Origin of the sequence: Reyranella sp. (assembly GCF_965228225.1) — a bacterium.
Lineage (GTDB): Bacteria > Pseudomonadota > Alphaproteobacteria > Reyranellales > Reyranellaceae > Reyranella.
This window is the reverse complement of record NZ_OZ245801.1, coordinates 3,610,354-3,629,085: the sequence shown is the minus strand read 5'-3', so window position 1 is coordinate 3,629,085 and position 18,732 is coordinate 3,610,354. Positions and strand designations below refer to the sequence as shown.

Annotated in this window: 15 protein-coding genes; 11 read left to right on the top strand and 4 right to left on the bottom strand. The window is 66.4% G+C overall.

All coding sequences use genetic code 11. From position 1 onward, the window contains the following. Window positions 1–60: 60 nt before the first annotated feature. Entirely contained in the window at window positions 61–1,611 is a 1,551-nt protein-coding gene (locus ACO07K_RS17585) for an acyl-CoA carboxylase subunit beta (protein WP_422030040.1), read from the bottom strand. Between the two features lie 109 nt (window positions 1,612–1,720). Here ACO07K_RS17585 and ACO07K_RS17580 point away from each other — a divergent pair, with 109 nt between their 5' ends. Next, the gene (locus tag ACO07K_RS17580) at window positions 1,721–2,257 is read left to right on the top strand and encodes an AAA family ATPase (RefSeq protein WP_422030038.1); all 537 of its coding nucleotides are present in this window, start codon (window positions 1,721–1,723) and stop codon (window positions 2,255–2,257) included. Here the strand turns inward: ACO07K_RS17580 and ACO07K_RS17575 are convergent. Both ACO07K_RS17575 and pxpB read right to left on the bottom strand, forming a co-directional pair. Beyond that, complete coding sequence (locus ACO07K_RS17575) at window positions 2,167–3,264, bottom strand: biotin-dependent carboxyltransferase family protein (RefSeq protein WP_422030036.1); 1,098 nt, start codon at window positions 3,262–3,264, stop codon at window positions 2,167–2,169. The genes ACO07K_RS17580 and ACO07K_RS17575 overlap by 91 nt on opposite strands. Beyond that, on the bottom strand, window positions 3,261–3,998 hold the full coding sequence (pxpB, locus tag ACO07K_RS17570; protein WP_422030034.1) for a 5-oxoprolinase subunit PxpB: 738 nt from the start codon (window positions 3,996–3,998) through the stop codon (window positions 3,261–3,263). Before pxpB ends, ACO07K_RS17575 begins: the two co-directional genes overlap by 4 nt. Before the next feature lie 38 nt (window positions 3,999–4,036). Here pxpB and ACO07K_RS17565 point away from each other — a divergent pair, with 38 nt between their 5' ends. From ACO07K_RS17565 to selB, 10 genes are all read left to right on the top strand, one after another. Continuing rightward, complete coding sequence (locus ACO07K_RS17565) at window positions 4,037–4,834, top strand: LamB/YcsF family protein (protein ID WP_422030032.1); 798 nt, start codon at window positions 4,037–4,039, stop codon at window positions 4,832–4,834. 93 nt (window positions 4,835–4,927) lie between these two features. Beyond that, window positions 4,928–7,225, top strand: coding sequence for a xanthine dehydrogenase family protein molybdopterin-binding subunit (locus ACO07K_RS17560; protein WP_422030030.1), 2,298 nt, complete (start codon window positions 4,928–4,930; stop codon window positions 7,223–7,225). Between the two features lie 10 nt (window positions 7,226–7,235). Continuing rightward, window positions 7,236–8,477: a hypothetical protein gene (locus ACO07K_RS17555; protein WP_422030028.1), complete on the top strand. Its 1,242-nt coding sequence runs from the start codon at window positions 7,236–7,238 to the stop codon at window positions 8,475–8,477. Between the two features lie 174 nt (window positions 8,478–8,651). Beyond that, entirely contained in the window at window positions 8,652–11,744 is a 3,093-nt protein-coding gene (gene fdnG / locus ACO07K_RS17550) for a formate dehydrogenase-N subunit alpha (RefSeq protein ID WP_422030026.1), read from the top strand. 14 nt (window positions 11,745–11,758) lie between these two features. Further along, on the top strand, window positions 11,759–12,664 hold the full coding sequence (gene fdxH / locus ACO07K_RS17545) for a formate dehydrogenase subunit beta (protein WP_422030024.1): 906 nt from the start codon (window positions 11,759–11,761) through the stop codon (window positions 12,662–12,664). After that, entirely contained in the window at window positions 12,661–13,290 is a 630-nt protein-coding gene (locus ACO07K_RS17540) for a formate dehydrogenase subunit gamma (protein WP_422030022.1), read from the top strand. The genes fdxH and ACO07K_RS17540 overlap by 4 nt, the downstream gene beginning before the upstream one ends. Continuing rightward, on the top strand, window positions 13,260–14,228 hold the full coding sequence (gene fdhE / locus ACO07K_RS17535) for a formate dehydrogenase accessory protein FdhE (RefSeq protein WP_422030020.1): 969 nt from the start codon (window positions 13,260–13,262) through the stop codon (window positions 14,226–14,228). Before ACO07K_RS17540 ends, fdhE begins: the two co-directional genes overlap by 31 nt. Before the next feature lie 138 nt (window positions 14,229–14,366). Next, entirely contained in the window at window positions 14,367–15,695 is a 1,329-nt protein-coding gene (gene selA / locus ACO07K_RS17530) for an L-seryl-tRNA(Sec) selenium transferase (RefSeq protein ID WP_422036671.1), read from the top strand. After that, window positions 15,679–16,452, top strand: a complete 774-nt coding sequence (locus tag ACO07K_RS17525; protein WP_422030018.1) for a tetratricopeptide repeat protein — start codon at window positions 15,679–15,681, stop codon at window positions 16,450–16,452. The genes selA and ACO07K_RS17525 overlap by 17 nt, the downstream gene beginning before the upstream one ends. Continuing rightward, the gene (gene selB / locus ACO07K_RS17520) at window positions 16,449–18,347 is read left to right on the top strand and encodes a selenocysteine-specific translation elongation factor (protein WP_422030016.1); all 1,899 of its coding nucleotides are present in this window, start codon (window positions 16,449–16,451) and stop codon (window positions 18,345–18,347) included. Before ACO07K_RS17525 ends, selB begins: the two co-directional genes overlap by 4 nt. Here the strand turns inward: selB and ACO07K_RS17515 are convergent. Then, window positions 18,337–18,687 (bottom strand): VOC family protein, encoded by a 351-nt coding sequence (locus ACO07K_RS17515; protein WP_422030014.1) that lies wholly within the window; start codon window positions 18,685–18,687, stop codon window positions 18,337–18,339. The two genes, selB and ACO07K_RS17515, sit on opposite strands and share 11 nt — an antisense overlap. Window positions 18,688–18,732 lie beyond the last annotated feature (45 nt).

Here is an 18,732-nt window from a genome sequence, read left to right as displayed (position 1 = left end):
ATTTCGTTTATTTCGTTTACGCGCCATGACTCGGCTTTTCAGCGGCCTGCTGGCGCGCGGCTAGGGCCGCATCCACAGGCTCGCCGGGCCGCTGCCGCGCACCGGCGCGGCCAGTTCGACGAATTCGCAGAGGATCTTGCGCGTATCGCGCGGATCGATGATCTCCTCGATCCAGAAACTCTCGGCACTGCGGAACGGCGAGCGCAGCTTGTTCAGACGATCCTCGATCTCGGCCATCTTGGCCTTGGGATCCTCTGCCCCGGCGATGTCGGCGCGATAGGCCGCCTCGATGCCGCCTTCCAGCGGCAGCGATCCCCAGCGGCCCGACGGCCAAGCATAGCGCCAGTTCATCCGTGAGCCGTTCTGGTGCGCGGCGCCCGCCACGCCAAAGGCGTTGCGAATGATGAAGGTGCACCACGGCACGGTGGTCTGGAACATCGACGACATCGCGCGCACGCCCTGGCGGATGACGCCGCTCTTCTCGGCCTCGAGGCCGATCAGGAAGCCGGGACAGTCGCAGAAATACACGACGGGCAGGTGGAAGGTCTCGGCCAGGTCGAGGAAGCGCGTCACCTTCTGGCAGGTATCGGACGTCCAGCCGCCGCCATAGAACATCGGGTCGCTCGCCATCACCGCCACCGGCCAGCCGTCGACTCGTGCGAAGCCGGTCACGACCGAACGGCCATAGAGCCGGCCCATCTCGAAGAAGCTTCCCTGGTCGACGACCTTCTCGACGATCGGCCGGATGCGATAGACCTTGCGGGTGTCGCGCGGGATGACCTCGAACAGCGATTCCTCGCGCCGCGCCGGATCGTCGGTCACGGGGCCACGCGGCGGTGCGTCGTAGACCGAGGAGGGCAGGTAGGAGAGGAAGCGGCGCGCCGCGGCAAAGGCTTCGTCCTCGCTGTCGACCGCCTCGTCGATCGCGCCGGCCCGCAGCTGAATCTCCCAGCCGCCCAGCTCCTGCTTGTCGTACTGCTTGGGGCTGAGGCGATTCACCACCGGCGGCCCGGCGACGAACATCGCCGATATCTCCTTCACCATCACCGAATAGTGGGTGGCGGCGAGCCGCGCGGCACCGAGGCCCGCGACCGAGCCGAGCCCCAGGCCCACGGTGGGCACGACGCCCATGTTGCGCACGGCCCATTCCCAGCCGGCGACCCCGGGCACATTGGCGCGGCCGGTCGTCTCGATCGTCTTCACCGATCCGCCGCCGCCCGAGCCTTCGATCATGCGAATGACCGGGATACGGTACTGGTTGGCGTAGCGTTCGACGTAGTTGGACTTCTCCTTGATCGTGGCGTCGGCCGAGCCGCCGCGCACCGTGAAGTCGTCCCCCGTGACGGCGACATGCCGTCCGTCGATCTTGCCACGGCCCATGACGACGTTGGCGGGCGTCAGATCGACCAGGTCGTTGCGACCATCATACTCTGCCTTGCCGGCGACGCTGCCGATCTCGCGAAACGAATCCTTGTCGAGCAACCGGTCGATGCGCTCGCGGACCGTGAGCCGCCCGCCATCGTGCTGGCGCTTCACCTTGTCGGCCCCGCCCATGCGCTTCGTCATTTCCTGACGGCGGCGCAACTCGTCCATTTCCGGTTGCCAGCTCATCTCGACGCATCCCCCGATCGTTTGTCGGAACGTTTCCAGCCCTGGCGGTTCGTACCAACGAAGACCCGGACCGGCTAGAGTAAAGCGGTCTTCGCGGAGGAGCCGACCGATGGACGAAACGGCAGGGCGGGCTGGGGCAATGCTCCACATGATCTGCGGCAAGATCGCCGCCGGAAAGTCGACGCTCGCCGCCAAACTCACGGCGCGTCCGGCCACGATACGGATCAGCGAAGATGCGTGGCTCGCCAGTCTCTACGGGGACGAGCAGAAGACGCTCGAGGACTATGTCCGCAACTCCCGCCGCCTGCGCGAGGTGATGGGCGACCACATCGTCGCGCTGCTGGAGGCCGGCCTGTCCGTCGTGCTCGACTTTCCCGCCAACACACCGACCAGTCGTCAGTGGATGCGCAGCCTCTTCGAACGCGCCGGTGCGGATCACCGGCTGCATTTTCTCGACGCGCCGGACGACGTCTGCAAGGCCCGGCTGCGCGCCCGCAACGCCGCCGGTACGCACGCCTTCAACACAAGCGACGCGGAATTCGACCTCTTTACCGGCTACTTCGTGCCGCCCTCGGCCGATGAAGGTTTCGAGGTCGTGTTCCACGGCGAGTCGAAAACGACGCCGTCGATCAGGTTCTCTTCGTAGAGCCGTGCCAGGTCGATGCCGCCTGGCGGGCGCGCCACCACGAAGCCGGCGATGGCGCGCAGGAGCCGTGCTTCCTGGTCGCGGCGCAGCGCTTCGGCTTCCGCGACGGTGATTGCTGTGAAGCGCACGGTCTGGCCGGGCAGCAGGCGGCCGAGGCGCGGCAGGTCGACGGAGGCGACGGTGGCGATCTTGGGATAACCGCCGACCGTCTGCCGGTCGGCCATCAGCACGATCGGCAGGCCGGCCCCGGGAACCTGGATGGCGCCGGGCGCGATGCCGTCGGAAATGATGTCGGCGCCGCCCTGGTCGACGCTTCTGGCGTGGGCGATCGTTGGTCCCTCGAAGCGGATGCCCATGCGATCGGCTTCCTTGGAAACGCGATATTCGGACTCCACGAAGGTCCGGCGACCCTCGTCGCTGAAATAGTCCTCCTGCGGCCCCCAGACCACGCGCAGCGGGCCGCTGCCATAGTCGAAGGGCTGGGCGAGCCTGCGCTCGTCGCCCGCGGGGGCACCGGCCTTCGCGAGCGGCAGCAGGTCGCCCGCGGCGAGCTTGCGGCCGTCGAAGCCGCCGATGCCGGCCCGCGAATAGGTCGAGAGGCTGCCCATGAAGGCCGGCAGGTCGAAGCCGCCGGCGACGGCCAAGTAGGCCGTGCTCGCTCCCTCGATCATGCCGACGCGCAGGATCTGCCCGCGCTTCAGGAGATGGCTCCGGTCGGAGTCCAGCGGCTTGGGGGCGGCATCCGGTCCGTCGATCAGCGCGGCCGACAGGGGACCCACCAGCGCGATCCGCACGCTGTCGGCCTCGACCAGCAGGTCGGGCCCCATGACGCCGATCTCGAGCCCGGCGGTATTGGCGGGATTGCCGGCCAGCGCATTGGCGAGACCGAGGCCGATCCGGTCCATCGCGCCGGCGGTCGGCATGCCCAGCGCCATGAAGCCGGTGCGGCCGAGATCCTGGAGCGTGTCGAACAGGCCGGCGCGAACGACCTTCAATCCGGCGCTCATTTGTTCTTCACCAGGCTCGACCAGTCGAACGTGCCGGCCTCGACCTCGCCGGCGATGTGGTCGAAGCTCTTGCGGTCGATGCGCTCGAAGGAAAGAGAATCGCCCGGCGATAGGAACACCGGCTGCTCGCGGCGCTTGTCGAACATCCAGAGCGGCGTGCGGCCGATCAGGTGCCAGCCGCCGGGACTTTCGAACGGGTAGATCGTCGTCATGTCCATGGCGATGGCGACCGAGGAGCGCGGCACCCGCACGCGCGGCTGGCTGCGGCGCGGCAGGAAGAGCGCCTGGTCGAGCCCCGCCACGTAGGCGAGGCCCGGCATGAAGCCCAGCACATAGACCTTGAACGGCGAGGCGAGGTGGGCCGCGATCACCTCTTCCGGCGTCTTGTTCGTGCGCTCGGCGACCTCGGCGAGGTCGGGCGCAAATTCCGGATCGTCGTAGCAGCAGGGAACGGTGACCTGGCGGCTCGTGGCGTCGGCTGGCAGACCGCGGGCGATCAGGGCATCGACTTTGGGCTGCAGGTCGGCCCGCGAGGTCGAAAGCGGATCGTAGGTGACCATCAGGGATCGCATGGTGGGAACGGTCTCGACCACGCCCGAAATCTCGCCAACCTCGCGGGCCAGGCCGATGGCGGCGTGGAGTGCCATGACCCGGCCGTTGATCTCGGGGGAAATCTCGTTGCCGAACTCGACGGTGAAGGCGGTGTCGCCGCAGGATAGGTATCGAACGCTCACATCTGTTAGGATAGCGCCTCAGATTGAGGGAGTCTCCCATGGCCGCCGCGACCAATGCAGGACACGTCAACATCAACTCGGACCTGGGCGAGAGCTTCGGACCCTGGGTGATGGGCAACGACACCGAGGTCCTGAAGATCGTCGCCTCGGCCAACGTCGCGTGCGGCTTCCATGCCAGCGATCCGGTCGTGATGATGGATACGGTGAAGCTCTGCGCTCAGAACGGCGTTTCGATTGGCGCCCACCCCGGCTTCGCCGACCTGCAGGGGTTCGGCCGCCGCGTCATCAACCTCACGATCAAGGAGCTGGAGGCCAATATCGCCTACCAGATCGGCGCGTTGCAGGCGATCGCGGCCCTCCATGGCGCCAAGGTCACCCACATGAAGCCGCACGGCATGATGGCCAACATGTCGGCCGAAAGCCCGGAAATGTCCGAGGCGATCGCCCGGGCGACCAGGGCCGTCGATCGCGACCTGATCTTCCTGGCCCAGGCGAATACCGAGCAGGGCAAGGCCGCCCGCAAGCACGGGCTGCGGGTCGCCGAGGAGGTGTTTGCCGACCGGACCTACACCGATGCCGGCCTGCTGACGCCGCGCAAGGAAGCCAATTCCATGATCAAGGACCCGGCCAAGGCGGTCGAGCATGTCCGGCGCATGGTCGACGAGCAGGCGATCTACTCGACTTCGGGCAAGCGCATTGGCTGTCAGGTCGATTCCATTTGCGTGCACGGCGACGGTCCGACGGCCGTGAGCGTCGCCAGGGCGGTCCGCGAGGGCCTCGAAGCGGCGGGAATCCGCATCGTGCCGCTGCCCGAGATGCCCAGCCTGCGTTCCTGATCCACCGGGCGATCCGTCGCGCTGACTTGTGGGACGCCGCTTCGCCGCTATAGTCCGGCCGATCCGGATGGGATTTCGCGGCGGGAGTGGCGTATGGCGGTTTTTGGCAAGGCTCAGTACATCAAGCGTGTCGAGGACGACCGTCTGCTGACGGGAACGGGCGGTTTCACCGATAACCTGTCGCGGCCGAACCAGGCCCATGTGGTTCTTGTCCGGTCTCCGCATGCCCATGCAAAAATCCTGAAGATCGACACTGCGGCGGCCAAGACGGCGCCGGGGGTGGTCGCGGTCTACACCTGGGCCGACATGGAAAAGGAAGGCGTCGGCAATTTCGCCTTCCCGACGATGTTTCCCGCCGCCGACGGCAGCAAGCCCGAGATGACGCCGCGCCGGTCGCTGGCCCACGAGGTCGTGCGTTATGTCGGTGAGGCCGTCGTGGCGATCGTGGCGGACACGCGCGAGCAGGCGCAGGATGCCGTCGAACTGGTCGACATCGAGTACGAGCAGCTTCCGTCGGTTACCGAGATCGAGGATGCGCTGAAGCCCGACGCGCCGCAGGTCTGGGGCGGTGCCCCGGGCAATATTGCCGGCTACAACAAGTTCGGCGATCACGCCAAGGCCGAGGAGGCCTTCAAGAGCGCCGCCCACGTCGTGTCGCTCGACATCGTGCACCAGCGGCTGATCGTGAATGCCATGGAGCCGCGCGCGGTGATGGCGGAGTGGGAGAACGACCGGCTGATCGTCCATATCGGCAGCCAGAACCCGTCCGTCACGCGCGACACGCTGTGCGACGTCATCCTGAAGATGCCCAAGGACAAGGTGCGCGTCGTCGTGCGCGACATCGGCGGCGGCTTCGGCATGAAGGTCGGCATCCAGCCCGACGAGGCCGTGGCCGTGTGGGCCGCCAAGGTGCTGAAGCGTCCGGTGCGCTGGCGCGCCGAGCGCAGCGAGGAATTCGCCGCGACGACCGCCGGCCGCGACCAGTTCCACAAGGCATCGATGGCCTTCGACAAGGACGGCCGGATCCTGGCGCTGCGCATGGAAGCGTTCGCCAATATCGGCGCCTACCCGTCGCGCGGCGGCGTGGTCATCCCGCTGTTCGTCGGCCCGAAGGTGACGACCGGCACCTACGACATCCCGATGATCGATCTCCGGATCACCTGCGTCATCACCAACACCGCCACGATCGGCGCCTATCGCGGCGCCGGCCGGCCCGAGTGCATCCTCAATCTCGAGCGGCTGATGGATACGGCGGCGCGCCAGATCGGCATGGATCCGGCCGAGCTGCGCCGGCGCAATTTCGTGAAGCCCTCGCAGATGCCCTACACCACCGCGATGGGCGAGAAGTACGATTCGGGCGACTTCAACCTCTTCCTCACCAAGACGCTCGAAGCGGCCGACTGGGACGGCTTTGCGGCGCGCAAGGCGGAAGCCGAGACGCGCGGCAAGCTCTACGGCCGCGGCCTCGCTTCCTACGTCGAATGGACCTCGGCCAACGTCATGAACGAGATGGCGCACTACGAGGTGAAGGAAGACGGCAAGGTCGTCATCTGGATGGGCACGCAGGGCATGGGGCAGGGGCTGCAGACCAGCTTCACCCAGCTCGCCTCGGAACTCCTCGGCATCGACCCGTCCAAGATCGAGATCGCCATGGGCGATTCCGATCGCGTCGGCGGCGTCGGCTCGATGGGCTCGCGCTCGGCCTATATCGGCGGTTCGGCGGTGCTGAGCGGCAGCGAGAAGCTGGTCGACAAGGGCAAGGAACTGGCCGCAGACGCGCTTGAAGCGGCCACTGCCGACATCGTCTATTCGGCCGGCCGTTTCACCATCACCGGCACCGACCGCGGCATCGGCCTCGGCGAGCTGGCGGCCAAGCAGCCCGACAAGCGTATCTTCATCGAGAACGTGAACACAGTCGACGGTATCGCCTGGCCCAACGGCGCGCATGTCGGCGAGGTCGAGATCGATCCCGACACCGGCATGGTCGAGCTCAAGCGCTACACGACGGTCGACGATGTCGGCAAGCCGCTGCACCGCCCGATCGTGTTCGGCCAGATCCAAGGCGGCTGCGCCCAGGGCATCGGCCAGGCGCTGCTGGAGGAGAATGTCTACGATCGCGAGAGCGGTCAGCTCGTCACCGGCTCGTTCATGGACTATGCGATGCCGCGGGCGGAGACCTTCCCGAACTTCAACAACCAGCTCGACGACACGGTGCCGGCCAAGAGCAACCCGATCGGCGCCAAGGGAGTAGGCGAGTCCGGCACGGTCGGCTCGACGCCGACCGTCATGAACGCGATCATGGATGCGCTGTGGCCGCTCGGCGTACGCAACATCCAGATGCCGGCGACGCCGCAGCGCGTCTGGCAGGCCATCCAGGAAACGAGGAAGTAACGGGCGGGAGATGAAACAGCGTATCTTCGGCTGGATCTCCATCCTCTTCGGAGTTGTCCTTTCGCTCGCCGCACTCGAAGTCACGGCGATCGCCTGGATGTATCTCGAAGACGGCCGCTATACGCCGGCTGAGGAGCTGTTCGAGCGCACCCAGAACACCTATGTGCGCGACGCGACCAAGGGGACCGCCTGCCGGTACGTCGATACGCTGTTCCCGCACCCCTATGTGGCGTTCGTCCATCATGCGAACCCGCCCTGCGGCATGCCATGGGTCAACAATGTCGGCCTGTTCGGACCGGACTATCCGGTTCTCAAGCCGACCGATCGCTACGTCGTGATGCTGACGGGCGGTTCCGTGGCCTCGCAGCTCGGACAGAATGCAAGGCCGCCCGCCCCGCGCTATCTCGAGGAGGAACTCAACAACAAGTATATCAGCCCGAACGGCAAGCCGTTCCTGGTGCTGAACGGCGGCGACGGCGCGTGGAAGGAGCCACAGCCGTTCATCCTGTTTTCGCTCTACGCGTCCTCGGTCGATGCGGTCGCCGTCCTCGGCGGATTCAACGAGCACTATTTCTTCTGGCCGGGCTTCAGCGAGCGGCTGGAGCGGCCACTCAGCAACTTCCTCGACGTCAATCCCTTCGTGGCCGACGAGAATTTCGGCGACGCGGCGATCGGTTGGGTCATGGGCCGGATCGCGGGAACGCTCGCGCTCAATCCGATCCTCGGTCATTCGCACGCCGCCTATATGGTGATCCGGGGCATCGAGCAGGCCGCCAAGGGCAAGGACATCTTCAAGTCGAGCAAGAAGACGACGCTGAACAGCATCTTTCATCTGCCGGAGGACATTCAGCGCAACTACAAGCTCGCCTTCGACGTGCAGATGGAACTCTACAAGAAATACGTGCGGGCGACGTTTGCGGTGGCGCGCGACAACAACGTGCAGTCCGCCTACTTCATCCAGCCGGCGCCGGCGATCGGCAAGGAACTCACCGAGGAAGAGAAGCGGGTCGTCGGCGACCTTGCCTATCGCGACATCTACAAGAACATCGTCGCCGGACTCATGTCCCTGCGCGACGGCGGGGCGCCCGTTTACGACCTGACGCAGATCTTCGCCGGCGAAAAAGAAACGATCTACGCGGACCACATCCACTATGCGCGGGACGCGGACAATGAGAGTCTCGGCAACCGGATCATCGCCGCCCGCATGGGTGAAATCCTGGCGGAATCGTGGGGATTCAAGCGGAAACCCTGAAGGAGGGGGCCGCGAGGATCACCGGCACTGCACGCCAGGGTAGGCCCTCAACTTGTAGTTATTCTCGAAATACCTATTGATTCACGGCCTGTGCCGAGTTTCACTGTCCGAGACGCAGCGAGACAAAAGAGGCGGTCAACCGCCTCATGCGCGTCGCTAGGGATGGAGTGAAACATGGCCGTTTCTCGTCGGCAATTCATGAAGGTGAGCGCCGCCGGCCTCGCCGCCTCTTCCGTCGGTGCGTTGGGCTTTCTGGGGGCGGGCGAAGGGCTCGCCGCCGGTGTGCGGCCCTTCCGGCTCGAGAAGGCCACTGAGACCCGCAATACCTGCCCCTACTGTGCAGTGGGGTGCGGTGTCCTGGTCTATTCGTCGGCCGATGGCGCGAAAGACTCCAAGGCGCGGGTCGTCCACATCGAGGGCGATTCGGATAACCCGATCAATCGCGGCACACTCTGCGCGCGCGGCGCTGCGTCGCTGGGCTTCGCCAACAGCGTCAACCGCCTCCAGTATCCGATGCACCGTAAGCCGGGCTCCGACAAGTTCGAGCGCGTGAGCTGGGAGTTTGCGATGGAGCGCATCGCCAAGCTCGCCAAGGAAGACCGCGACAAGAACTTCATCGCGAAGAATCGCGACGGCGTCACGGTCAACCGCTGGGTGAGCACCGGTTTCCTCGCCGGCTCCGCCTGCAGCAACGAGGCGGGTTACCTCACCTACAAGGCCATCCGGTCGACCGGTATACTGGCCCTGGAGAACCAAGCACGAATATGACACGGACCGACGGTGGCCAGTCTGGCCCCAACCTTCGGCCGCGGTGCGATGACGAACTCGTGGAACGACATCAAGAATGCCGATGTCGTCCTGATCATGGGCGGCAACGCCGCCGAAGCCCATCCGTGCGGCTTCAAGTGGGTGACGGAGGCGAAGGCCAACAACGCGGCCAAGCTGATCGTGGTCGATCCGCGATTCACGCGGTCGGCCGCGGTGTCGGACCTCTACGCGCCGATCCGGCCGGGAACCGACATCGCCTTCCTGTCCGGCGTGATGCGTTACCTGCTGGGCGATGGCAAGATTCATCAGGAATACGTCAAGGCGTTCACCAACGCCTCGTACATCGTCAAGGAAGGCTTCACGTTCGAGGACGGGCTGTTCGCGGGCTATGACGCGGCGCGAAAGAATTACGTCGACCGTTCTACCTGGGACTACGAGTTCGACGACCAGGGCATGGCGAAGGTCGACGAGACCCTGCAGAACCCGCGCTGTGCCATCAACCTGCTGAAGGCCCATGTCGAGCGCTATACGCCCGAGATGGTGGAGCGGATCTGCGGCACGCCGAAGGACAAGTTCCTGAAGGTCTGCGAGCTGATCGCGACGACGGCCAACGGCGAGCGCTCGATGACCTCGCTCTATGCGCTCGGCTGGACCCAGCACACGACCGGCGCGCAGAACATCCGCAGCATGGCCATGATCCAGCTCCTGCTGGGCAACATGGGCATCCCGGGCGGCGGTGTGAACGCGCTACGCGGCCACTCCAACGTGCAGGGCATCACCGACTTCGGGCTGCTGACCACCTCGACGCCGGGTTACCTTGTCCTGCCCAACGAGCGGGAGGCGACCTACGCCGACTACATGAAGGCGCGGGCGTTCAAGCCCATCCGCCCCGGCCAGACCAGCTTCTGGCAGAACTACGGGAAGTTCTTCGTCAGCCAGCAGAAGAGCCTGTTCGGCAAGGCGGCCACCCGGGAAAACGACTGGGCTTACGATTACCTGCCCAAGTTCGACACCGCCTACGACGTTCTCAAGATCGTCGACATGATGGCCGGCGGCCAGATGAACGGCCTGTTCTGCCAGGGGCTCAACGTCATGATGGCGGCGCCCAACAAGGCCAAGGTTCAGGCCGGGCTGTCGAAGCTCAAGTGGCTCGTCATCATGGATCCGCTCGAAACCGAGACGGGGCGCTTCTGGGAAAACCACGGCGAGTTCAACAACGTCGATCCAAAGGCGATCCAGACCGAGGTCTTCCAGCTTCCGACCACGGCCTATGCCGAGGATGAGGGGACATTCACCAACTCCAGCCGGGTGATCCAGTGGCACTGGAAGTCCGTGGAGGGACCGGGCGAATCGCGTGGCGACATCCAGATCATCGCCGATCTGCACAGCCGCCTGCGCGCGCTCTACTCGAAGGAAGGCGGCGCCTTTCCCGATCCGATCGTCAATACGACGTGGAACTACGCCAAGCCCGCGCATCCCGAGCCGGTCGAACTCCTGAAGGAGATCAACGGCTACGCGCTGGAGGACCTGCCCGATCCGGCCGAACCCACCAAGGTGATGCTGAAGGCGGGCCAGTTGCTGCCGGGCTTCGCCGCGATGCGCGACGACGGCAAGACCTCGGGCGGCTGCTGGATCTATACCGGCGTCTATACCGAGGCCGGCAACATGTCGATGCGGCGCGACGCCAGCGACCCGAGCGGTCTCGGCGTCCATCCAAACTGGGGCTACGCCTGGCCGGCAAACCGGCGCATCCTCTATAACCGCGCCTCGGCCGATCCGGCCGGCAAGGCGTGGAGCGAGCGCAAGAAGTACATCACCTGGAACGGTTCGCGCTGGGTCGGTGCGGATGTGCCGGACTATGCGCCCACCGTCGCGCCCGACAAGTCGGTCGGACCGTTCATCATGAACCAGGAAGGCACGGCGAGGCTGTTCAGCCGCACCGCCATGCCGGACGGGCCGTTCCCGGAGCATTACGAGCCGATGGACGCCTACATCGCCAATCCGCTGCATCCCAAGGTCACCACAAATCCAGTGGCCCGGGTGTTCGCGGCCGATGCCAAGTCGTTCGGCACGCCGGACAAGTTCCCCATCGTGGCCACCTCGTATCGCCTCGCCGAGCACTTCCACTACTGGACCAAGAACGTGCACGACAATGCCGTGGTCCAGCCGGAGATGTTCGTCGAGATGGGCGAGCGGCTGGCCAAGGCCAAGGGCATCAAGAACGGTGACTGGGTCGAGGTGTCGAGCCAGCGCGGCATGATCAAGGCCAAGGCCTCGGTCTCCAAGCGCTTCCGGCCGATGATGGTCGACGGCAAGCCCTGTGACGTGATCGGCCTGCCCATCCATTTCGGCTTCGTCGGTCTCGCGCGGAAATCCTATCCACTGAACACGCTGACGCCGCCGGTCGGCGACGCCAGCACCAATACGCCGGAGTACAAGGCGTTCCTGGTCGATGTGAAGAAGACCACCCCGCCGGCTTCTCAGCCGGCCGTGGCCTGATCGGGGAGGGTGAGATGTCCGTGATGCAAGCCCTCGATCTCCGCCGTCGGTCCGCCTCCAGCGTGCCGCCGCCCCCTGCCGGTGCGAAAGCCGCCGTCCCGGTGGCCAAGCTGATCGACGTCAGCAAGTGCATCGGCTGCAAGGCCTGCCAGACCGCCTGTCTGGAATGGAACCAGCTCGACCAGCCGATCGGCTACACCGACGGCACCTACAATAATCCGACCGATCTCACGACGGCCTCGTGGACCGTGATGCGCTACACGGAGTACGAGCACGGCGACGATCTCGAATGGCTGATCCGCAAGGACGGCTGCATGCATTGCGACGATCCGGGCTGCCTCAAGGCCTGCCCGGCGCCCGGCGCCATCGTGCAGTACACCAACGGCATCGTCGACTTCATCTCGGACAATTGCATCGGCTGCGGCTATTGCGTGAAAGGCTGCCCCTTCAACATCCCGCGCATCTCGCAGGCCACCAGCAAGGCCTACAAGTGCACGCTCTGCTCGGACCGGGTGGTGGTCGGCCAGGCGCCGGCCTGCGCCAAGGCCTGTCCGACCCAGGCGATCTACTTCGGCACCAAGGACGACATGATCGCCCATGCCGGCAAGCGCATCACCGACCTCAAGTCGCGCGGCTACCAGAATGCCGGGCTCTACAATCCGCCGGGCGTGAACGGCACGCACGTGATGTACGTGCTGCAGCATGCCGACAAGCCGTCGCTCTATGCCGGCCTGCCCGACAATCCGCACATCAGCCCGCTGGTCGGCATCTGGAAGGGCGTGATGAAGCCGCTCTCGCTGGCCGCGATCGCCTTCGCCGGCGCCTTCGGCCTCATGCACTACGTCACCAAGGGACCCAACAGGGTCACCGAGCATGACGAAGAGAAGGCGGCCGAAGTGGCGGGGAGCGACCGGGCATGATCGAGCACGCCAAGCCGGTGAGCCGCTACACCACGGCGGCCCGCATCAACCACTGGGTCACCGCGGTGTCGCTGATTCTGCTGGCGCTGAGCGGGATGGCGCTGTTCCATCCCTCGCTCTACTTCCTCACCTACCTGTTCGGCGGCGGGCAGATCACGCGGGCCATCCATCCGTGGATCGGCGTCGTCCTGGGCATCAGCTTCCTCGGCCTGTTCCTCCGCTTCTTCATGCTCAACCTGTGGAACCGTGACGACACGGTCTGGATGAAGAAGCTGGGATCGGTGATCAACAACAAGGAGGAGGGGCTGCCGGAGCTCGGCAAGTACAATGCCGGTCAGAAGCTCGTCTTCTGGGGCCAGTCGATCTTGATCCTCCTGCTGCTGGGCAGCGGCTTCGTGCTGTGGGACACCTACTTCTTCTCCTACACGACGATCGACCAGAAGCGTCTCTCGGCGGTGGTCCACGCGCTGTGCGCCATCGGCGCCATCCTGATCTGGATCGTGCATGTCTATGCCGCCATCTGGGTCAAGGGCACGATGAGCGCGATGACCCGCGGCTCGGTCAGCGGCGGCTGGGCCTGGAAGCATCATCGCAAGTGGTTCCGCCAGGAAGTCGGCAAGCCCTGACTTCCGGTCCCGAAAACCCCGCGTCCGCGTTCGGCGAAAACATCCTCGGTGCGGCGGCCGAGGGTGAGCGTATCCGCCTGCCCGACCTGTCGACTGTGTTTCAACGGCGCGCTGCCCGTCTCGAGGCGCTGGCGCCGGGCCACGATCTCGAAGGGTTCCTCCACCTGATCGCGGCGTTGGTGACCGCGCAGCACCAGGCGTTGTCCGGGCTGCCGCCGGGTTCAATGCCTGGAGCCTCGGAGATCGGCAAGGCGCGGCTGGTGCAGCGCGCGCCGCTCGATCCCGCGATCTGGTCGCGTGACGAAAGCTGGCGGGTGGCGCTGTCGCGCATCCTGGAAACGATCGAACTCGAGGTTCTGCCCGACTCGGCTCGGGCGGCCCGCGAGGCGCTCATGCAAGCGGACAAGGCTTCGCTCGAATCGCTCGCGGACCGCTTTCTCGGCGGGGACGTCGCGACCGGGGAAGCCGCTCAGGCCGTCTTCGTGGCGGCCGCGCTGCAGGTCGCGTGGACGCGGATGGCGGCGTTGCTCGATGCCGGCGATCTGGCCGGTGAGACCGAAGGCGGCGACTGTCCGGCCTGCGGATCGCCGCCTGTAGCCGGGCTGATCTCGCCCGGCGGTACGAAGTTCGGCCACCGGCATCTTCATTGTTCGCTGTGCGCCACGTCGTGGCGCTACACGCGGGTGCGCTGCGTGCATTGCGGCAGCACCGACAGGATCTCGTTTCGCAATCTGGCCGGCACGTCCTATCTCCGCGCGGAATGCTGCGAGGTGTGCCAGGGCTATTCCAAGGTTTTCTATCTGGAGAAGGTGCGCACCCTGGAGCCGCTGGCCGACGACCTGGCCTCGCTCGGGCTCGACGTGCTGGTGGGCGAGGCGGGCTTCGCGCGCGTGCCCAATCCGTTCGTGCTGGGCATGATGGAGCAACCGGAGAAGTGATTGATCGGCCGTTGGGCCTGAGCCATGGTGACTGCCGGCGGACCGGACGTCCGGCCTTTCTCTGGTAGGAAAAAACCCGTGTCGCGTGTCGACCGCGCCGATGGCGCTCCCGAAACCCGTCCCCTGTCGATCGATCGCATGGCCTCCTGGCCGACCGTCGCGCCGCTGATCGCGCGCGCCGGCCGTGCGCTCGTCGTCGAAGCGCTTCGGGCCTGGGTCGACGAGCGACGGGGAACGGTTGAGGTCGCGGACGAAGCCGCCTGCGTCCAATGGTGCACAACGCGTCTTGCTGTGTTCCTGCAGCCCTCGCAGCGCCGCGTGTTCAACCTCACGGGCACCGTGCTGCACACCAATCTCGGACGTGCCGTGCTTGCCGAGGAGGCCATCGCAGCTGCCGTCGAGGCGATGCGCTCGCCGACCACGCTCGAATACGATCTCGAGGGCGGTGCGCGCGGCGAGCGCGACGATCACATCGCACCCTGGCTCTGCCGCCTGACCGGCGCTGAGGCGGCGACGGCGGTCAACAACAATGCCGCCGCGGTACTCCTCGTGCTGAGCGAGCTCGCCGCCGGCCGCGAAGTCATCGTTTCGCGCGGCGAACTGATCGAGATTGGCGGCGCGTTCCGCATTCCCGACATCATGGCGCGTGCCGGCTGCCGGCTCGTCGAGGTCGGCACGACCAACCGCACCCATCTGAAGGATTACGCGGCGGCGATCGGGCCCGACACGGCCGCGATCATGAAGGTTCATCCCTCGAACTACGCGATCCAGGGATTCACAAAGTCGGTTGCGGCGGCCGAGCTCGTGTCGCTGGCGCGCGACAAAGGGGTGGTGCTGATCGAGGATCTCGGCAGCGGCACCCTTGCCGATCTCGAAACCTGGGGCCTGCCGCACGAGCCGACGGCGCGGGAAGCCATTGCTGCGGGCGTCGATGTCGTCACCTTTTCCGGCGACAAGCTGCTGGGCGGCCCGCAGGCCGGCCTGCTGGTCGGACGCAAGCCGTTGATCCAGCGCATCGCCCGCAACCCGATGAAGCGGGCGCTGCGCCTCGACAAGGTGCGCCTGGCCGCCCTTGAAGCGACGTTGCGGCTCTATGCCGATCCGGGGAGGTTGGCCGAGCGCCTTCCGACCATACGCTCTCTCGCGCGGCCGGCCGCCGAGATCCGCGCCGTGGCGGAACGGCTCCTGCCGGCGGTGAAGGCGGCGCTTGGGAACGATGCGACAGCGAGCGTCGCTGAGGTGCGGGGACAGATCGGTTCGGGCGCTCTGCCGGTCGACCTGCTGCCGTCGTTTGCGATCGCCATCAAAGCGAAGGGCCTCGACCGGATTTCCGATCGTTTCCGCCGCCTGCCCATTCCCGTGATCGGCCGGATCAGCGACGGCACGCTCTACTTCGATCTTCGCACGCTCGACGACGAGCCGGCCTTCGCAGCCCAATTGGACAAGCTCCATGTCGTGGCTGGCTAGGCTTCTCGATCGCACGCCGCCGCCGGAGCAGCGGATGGCAGAGGCGCTGACAGCGTGGAGGTCCGGCAACTATGGCGTTGCGCTCGACCTGTGGGCGCCGCTCGCCCATGAGGGCCATGCACGGGCGCAGAGCAACATGGGGGCTGCGTTCCTCGAGGGGCGCGGGGTCGAGCAGGATCACGGCAAGGCGATCCTCTGGCTTCGACGCGCCGCCGGGCAGGGCGATGCCGGCGGCCAGCGCAATCTCGCTTTGTGCCACTACGAAGGATGGGGCGTGCCGCAGGACCATGCCGAGGCCGCGCGGCTTTATGAGGCGGCGGCGCGGCAGGGCGATGTCGAGGCTCAGGACATGCTGTCGTGGATGAAGCTCGTTGGCGGCGGCTGCCCGCAGGACTACGACGGGGCCCGTTTCTGGGCCGAGAAGGCGGCGGCCCATGGCAGCGCGGCCGCCATGGCCCGGCTGGGCGACATCCATCACAACGCGCTGGGCGTCGAACGCGATGCGGCGGTGGCTGCCGACTGGTGGGGACGCGCCGCACATCGGGGACATGCCGAGGCACAGGCGATGCTGGGGGCGGCCTATCTCGCCGGCAAGGGCGTCGATCGCGACCTGGTCGAGGCGCTGCACTGGTTGCGGCGAGCCGAGATGGGCGGTGCGGGCGAACTGGCCGCCGGCTTCTTCAGGGAGGCGCGGGCCCATGCCAAGCCCTCGCAGCGGGCCGAAGCGGAGCGCCGGGCCGAGGAGCCTTTGTCATGATCGTCGGAACCGCGGGCCATATCGATCACGGCAAGACCGCTTTGGTGAAGGCGCTGACCGGTGTCGACGCCGATCGCCTCAAGGAGGAGAAGGCGCGCGGCATAACCATCGACCTCGGTTATGCCTACAGCGATCTCGGCGACGGCCGCCAGCTCGGCTTCGTCGACGTACCCGGTCACGAGCGGTTCGTGCACAACATGCTGGCCGGCGCCACCGGCATCGATGCGGCCCTGCTGGTCGTGTCGGCGGCCGAAGGCATCAAGCCGCAGACGGTCGAGCATCTGCAGATCCTCGACCTGCTGGGCCTCGATCGCGGCATCGTGGCCCTCACCAAGGCCGACCTCGCCAACGACGACCAGCAGCTCGAGCGGATGGCCGAGATCGAGACCCTGCTCGCCACGACCTCGCTGCGGGGCGCGGAAATCGTGCCCGTCTCGGCGGTGACGGGGCAGGGCATCGACGAACTGAAGGAAAAGCTCCTGGTATTGGGCGAAAGCGGTAAGGGCGCTGCGGGCTTCGCACGCCTTGCAGTGGATCGCTGCTTCGTCCTGTCCGGAGCGGGCGTCGTCGTCACCGGCACTGTCCATGCCGGCGAGATCAGGGTCGACGACCGGCTGCTGCTGACCCCGTCCGGCATCGAGGCCAGGGTGCGCTCGCTGCATGCCCAGAACCGGGCCGCCGCGGTGGGACGCGCCGGCGAACGCTGTGCGCTCAATCTCGCCGGCCCCAGGCTCTCCAAGGAAGCGATCAAGCGGGGCGATTGGGTGGTGAGTCCGGAGCTCCACGCGCCGACGGACCGAATCGATGTCCGGCTGAGCCTGCTCGCCTCCGAAGCGCAGCCCCTCAAGCACTGGTCGCCGGTCCATGTTCATCTGGGATCGGCGCATGTCATGGGACGCGTGGCGCTGCTCGAAGGCGAGAAGCTGGCGCCGGGCGACACGGCGCTCGCGCAGATCGTGCTGGACGAAAAGGTCGGTGCGCTTTCGGGCGATCGGGTCATCCTCCGCGATCCTTCGGCGACGCGTACGATGGCCGGGGCGGCGGTGATCGATCCGTTCGGGCCGCCGCGCAACCGCCGCGCCGAGCGGCGTCTGGCGGAGCTGGGGGCTCTTGCCGTGCAGGATGGCGAGGTCCTGCAGCGGCTGCTGCGTCTGGAGAGCGGCTACGTCGATGTCGGCCGCTTCGGTCTGGCCCGCAATCTCCGTCCCGCCGAGGTCGAGACGCTCGTCGGGACGGCGGGCGGGCAGACACTGGAGAGCTTTGGCTTTCTCACGGAGACGCTCGAGGCTGCCCGCACCGACATCGTCGAAACGCTCAAGACGTTTCACGAAACCAAGGCCGATGCGCCCGGCCTCCAGGCCGAGCGGCTGCGGGTCACGCTGAAGCGCCGCTGGCCCGCCTCCGTGTTCAAGGTGCTGCTCGACCGCGAGATTCGCGCGAAGACCGTGGTCGTCGACGGCGCGTTCCTGCGCCTGCCCGGTCATTCGCTGAAGCTCGGCTCGCGTGACGAGGCACTGTGGAACAAGATCGCGGCCGACATGACACGCGATCGCTTCAAGCCGCCGAGGGTCCGCGACTTCGCGCAGGCCTACGGCGCCACGGAGGTCGACACGCGCCGGCTGCTGCAGCGGCTCTCGAAGCTCGGGAGGGTCGTCGAGGTGGCGCCGGACCATTTTTTCCTGCGGCCCGTCTTGGCCGAGATGGTCGCCATCGTGAACGGCTTCGATCACGAATTCAGTGCAGCCGAGTTCCGCGACAAGCTCGACAATGGGCGCAAGCTGGCGATCCAGATCCTCGAATTCTTCGACCGGCACGGCATCACGATCCGCCGCGGCGACCTGCGCCGGGCGGTCCCGCAAAAGGCGGGTCAGTACGGTCCGCCGCCTACCGCTTAGCGACCGGACCGCTCAGGCTGACCGGCGCGCCGTCGGGGCCGGTGAAGCGCGATAGCAGGAAACCGTGCTCCTCGTGCGGCGCGCGGCCGACATTCACGCCGCGTGCGGTGAGTTCGGCCCGTTTGGCGTCCAGGTCGGGGACGCGCAGCCCCGGCTGCCATGTCCCTGCCGGATTCTCCGCGGATGCTGGCTGAAGCGCCAGCCGGGTCGGACCGGTCTCGAATTCGGCCCATTCCGGGGTTTCGAACTTGAGCTTCAGGCCGACGGTGTCACGCCAGAAGGCAACGGCTGCAGCGAGGTCGGAGACGTTCGCGATGATGTATTTGAGCTCGACGGTCATGATCTTGAATTCCTTGGGGATTTCACCCTAGCACGACAGGTGACA